The following is a 3798-nucleotide window of genomic DNA, read 5'->3' on the forward strand; positions in this document are numbered from 1 at the left end:
ACCATGATACCGCCAACAACGGGCCCAAGAACCTCGCCGCCTTCTGCCAGCGCTGCCATATGAACCACGATCGCCCTGAGCATCAACGCCGTCGCTGGTATACCTTGTTCAGACGCAGAGCTTTAGGCGATCTTTTCCGCGGTCCGTACCAGAATAGCTGAGACGGGTTTTGCAGCGCCCGGCTTTAATCCAGCCCACCGCGTGTCCCCTGGCACGTCAAGAATGAAATAGGCTCCCCATATTGGTTTCAGACAGAGAGAAACGAGCCAGAGACTTGGTTCGTGCTGCAAAGGAGCTCGTAAGCTTTAATGAAGACCCGTATCGCCGCCCTCGCCACCGCCCTTGTCCTTGGCGTTGCTCCGATCTCGTCCGCCATGGCCTATGACAGCCCCTCCCGCTACACGTCGTTCGCACCCTACGATGTCGAGACCACGGGCTCGGTCAACGATATGCGCCGTCCCCCGGCCTATCTCGGTTGCCCGATGAGCTCGGCCGCCGAGGGCAACGCCAACCAGCAGAACTTCCCCACCCAGCAGTACGGCCAGACCTCGGGCGGAAACCGCTGCTGATCGGAGGGACCCCCGGATGCTGCTGAAAGGCTTCTCCTACGCGATGATCGCTGCCTTCGCAGGTGGCCTCGTCTTCACGATCGTCGGCTCGGCCAACGCCTTCCTGAGCCTGTAAGGGTCTAGCCTTACGGATATGCCTCTGAGACCCGCCCAGCCCCTGGCTGCGGCGGGTCTTTTGCGACGCTTGAGGGTGTCGCTGTGCGGTATGCTTCGCGTGACGGTTAACGACTCGTAAACGAATTGGTAGGCATCTCGAATTCAGCGGCTCTGGTGCGCCCAGGCCACACTTCGAAAGGGCCTAAGAGATGATCACGGTGACCTTCCTCGGCATGATGACGGCAGCCCTGACCGCGGCAGTGGCTGGAGCGATCAGCGACCCCAGCGCCCGATAATCAGCCAACCTCTCGGGCTCTGAAATCCTGACGGTCCAGCCAAAGACGCGCGTCCAACTACTTATGTGGCCGCCCCGCTACGGCGGATATTTCTCACGCATTCGGGCAGTCGGGGCCCTCACATCGGCATAGTTGGTCGATCAGAAAGAGGCCGCACGCCTCCCCTGGTCCCGTCCGATGTCACGCACCCGCTCTGTCTTACGCCAGCACCGCGAGGTCGCCGCCGTGGTTGCCACCTACGGGATGTTCCTGGGCGGCATTCTGGTGCTTGCGTGGGCGATGGCCTGACCTGTCGCAGTAAGTGTCATAGGCCGAGGCGATCTTAAAAGAGTCCGTGGGTCGGTACGAGGCCTTGCTGCATCGCAAAGCAGGTATCCGCGGCTGGGAGCCGCGCTGCCCCAGGTGGTGCTGCTGGGCTCGCTAAGATAGACCCGCCGCCCCAGCATGGATGGGGTAGGGGACGGAATGAGCGACCAGCGCAACGCCGATTTCCTTGCCGTGGTCATCGAGAATGCGGAGCTACGCCAGCAACTCGCGGACGTTCAGGACCAATGCGTCGAGCTGGCAGTCGACGCGGGTGAACAGCACGCCGAGAACGAGGCCCTGCGTATCCAACTGGCGCAGGCCGAGCGCGAGCGCGATGCTTGGCGCGCAGAGGCCGAACAGGGTCGGCGTAGGGGCTGATCGTTAGGGAGACCGCACCATTCGACTACCGGTCCGACTGATCGAGACTCGTGAAACCTGCCGCTTCCAGCGCGAGGTTGGAGGCTGGACCCCCGACGTCTACGGCATCACGTGCCGGGCCAAGCTCGACACCACGGGTGGCCCTAAAACCCGCGGGGCTGCCGTCGAGGACCTGAGCCATATGCAACCTCTGCAGCCTGGTCACGCCCCAGGCCGAGATCCGCGCTTCCTTCGGCGTGTCGGGCGATCACGCAGACAACCTGCCGCCGCTGCCGGGCAGCTTCGGCTCGCGTCGACCTCTTCGCGTCCACGAGGCAACGGATGGTGAAAGAAAACTGTAGGAGACTGATATGACAGGCCAAGCACAGCGCCCTCAGTCACGATTGGCCCTGGCTCTGATGGTGGCCTTCGGGATCCTCATCGCGGGCTTCGGGACGATCGGCTGGCGTTGGTACAGCTACGTGACAACTGGTGCGTCGCCCTACGATGAAGTGGGCATCGAGGTGAACCGGCGCCTGCCCGAGTCTCTTCGCTCATGGGGCTGCGAGCGCATAAAGGATAGGTTTCCTCGCTCAGTTCCGCCCTATGGCTGTCAGCCGGGGCAGATCTGACATGGAAACGTGCTAGCAGCGCGTACCAGCCGCGCGGCTTCGGATTGCGCGAGGCCTGTAATCGGAACAGCCATGTACGCTCCTCGACTTCTCGCCAGCCTCTGCCTTGGTGTCGTTCTGCCTTTCGCAGCGATGGCTCAGCCTGCACCTTCATCGACGCCGCCAGTCACCGTATCTGATCCGGCCACCTTGAAGGCGGCTCGGGAAGTGGTCACCCAGATGCAAGGCGATCGAACCGCACTCCTGAGCGCGATCGCGGCCCCCATGGTTGGGATGATGCAGCAGATCGGGATCAAGCAGCAGGACCAGGCACAGGCCCTCGTTCAGGAGGTCGTGATGCCGACCCTGACCGCGCACTACGACGAACTCCTCGACATCCAGGCTCACAGCTTCGCGTCAGCCCTCGGCAAGGACGATCTACAGGCGATCGCGGCGTTCTACGCGACACCGGCCGGTAAGCGACTGGTCACGGTGCAGCCGCAGCTTGCCCAGGCGCAATTGGCTGGAACGCAGCAGTGGATGCAGTCCGTGATGCCCGAGTTGCAGGGCAAGCTGACCAAGGCGATCCAGGCACACGGTTGGACTACGGGCGGCCAGCCAAAGGCGCGCTGATAGCGCAAAGCCGGCCGTCGGGATCAAAGAGGAATGCACCATGTCGAGCAATGACAGCGGCGCTCAGGATCGTCGCGAAACGAAAGCCGCCAAGTATCTGGAACGGGCTCGCGCCGGGGGCGAGGCCCGAGCCGATTACGACGCGACCCAGCAGGCCACCGAGGACAAGACGGCGCGTCTCAAAACTCTTCGGCTTGCAAAGGAGAAAGCTGACAAAGGTTTGTAGCGTCGTATGCTTTCGTGAGCCGTCGTAGCGGCGAGGGTTTGCGCTGCATCCATAGGCTCTTAATGGCACCAGGGTGCCGCCCCGCACCAGCGCATCGATCTCTGGTCGATCGAGCCAGTCGCTTCCGGCTCGCTCTTGTCTGATACCGCGACGATCGGCTGACCTGTCCGGTTCGCATCGACGAGCCGCGGGCCAACGAACCCGCCCAGAGCAAGAGCGAAGAGCCACAGGATTAACCGGCCGGTCTTCTTCATCGAGCGCTTGGTCATACGGCCGAGCGTGCGACGGTCGCAGTTAGCAGAACCCTAACGGGCTCGACGCGGCTCCCAGTCCACGTCGCCGGGTCTTAGGACGCGGAGAAACGAAAGCGCCCCGAGGATCTCTCCTCGAGGCGCGTGACGACGAAAGCGGCCAGATGATCGGGGCTGGGGACGCTCAGGCCGAACCGAAAAGYCCCGTCGATCCTAGTAGGAGCCGAACTTGTAGTTCAGGCCGGCGCGGACGACGGCGAACTCGGTGTCGCGCACCTGGCGGCCGCCGCTGACGAGSACGACGCCCGGGCTGGTGGTGGTGAYGACGKTGCCGACGTTGTTGACCGCGAAGGCGCCGTTGTTGCGGTTGCCCTGGTCGAGGTTCACGTACAGRCCTTCGATCTTCAGCGTSACGGCCGAAGAGCGGAAGAAGTTCAGGAACGAGTCGGTGGG

Annotated in this window: 4 protein-coding genes and 1 pseudogene; 4 read left to right on the forward strand and 1 reads right to left on the reverse strand. The window is 63.0% G+C overall.

Features of this window, described 5'->3' with window-relative positions; all coding sequences use genetic code 11:
* The first annotated feature begins 308 nt into the window (after window positions 1–308).
* The 4 genes from ASG51_RS15120 (at window position 309) to ASG51_RS24275 (ending at window position 3094) form a co-directional block, all read left to right on the forward strand.
* Window positions 309–569 (forward strand): hypothetical protein, encoded by a 261-nt coding sequence (locus ASG51_RS15120; protein WP_056219636.1) that lies wholly within the window; start codon window positions 309–311, stop codon window positions 567–569.
* A gap of 857 nt (window positions 570–1426) precedes the next feature.
* Complete coding sequence (locus ASG51_RS15125; protein WP_056219632.1) at window positions 1427–1645, forward strand: hypothetical protein; 219 nt, start codon at window positions 1427–1429, stop codon at window positions 1643–1645.
* Window positions 1646–2328: 683 nt separating this feature from the next.
* Complete coding sequence (locus tag ASG51_RS15135; RefSeq protein WP_056381721.1) at window positions 2329–2868, forward strand: DUF2059 domain-containing protein; 540 nt, start codon at window positions 2329–2331, stop codon at window positions 2866–2868.
* 40 nt (window positions 2869–2908) lie between these two features.
* On the forward strand, window positions 2909–3094 hold the full coding sequence (locus tag ASG51_RS24275; protein ID WP_156389740.1) for a hypothetical protein: 186 nt from the start codon (window positions 2909–2911) through the stop codon (window positions 3092–3094).
* A gap of 464 nt (window positions 3095–3558) precedes the next feature.
* On the opposite strand, the pseudogene ASG51_RS15140 reads toward ASG51_RS24275, so the two are convergent.
* Window positions 3559–3798: pseudogene (locus tag ASG51_RS15140) on the reverse strand (porin family protein); the annotation flags it as partial.

It is taken from the genome of Methylobacterium sp. Leaf465, assembly GCF_001424705.1.
Classification (GTDB): Bacteria; Pseudomonadota; Alphaproteobacteria; order Rhizobiales; family Beijerinckiaceae; genus Methylobacterium.

What these genes read in the sequence shown, in the direction of transcription:
- ASG51_RS24275 (WP_156389740.1), top strand. Translation starts at nt 2,909, where the DNA reads ATGTCGAGCAATGACAGCGGCGCTCAGGATCGTCGCGAAACGAAAGCC.
- ASG51_RS15120 (WP_056219636.1), top strand. Translation starts at nt 309, where the DNA reads ATGAAGACCCGTATCGCCGCCCTCGCCACCGCCCTTGTCCTTGGCGTT.
- ASG51_RS15135 (WP_056381721.1), top strand. Translation starts at nt 2,329, where the DNA reads ATGTACGCTCCTCGACTTCTCGCCAGCCTCTGCCTTGGTGTCGTTCTG.
- ASG51_RS15125 (WP_056219632.1), top strand. Translation starts at nt 1,427, where the DNA reads ATGAGCGACCAGCGCAACGCCGATTTCCTTGCCGTGGTCATCGAGAAT.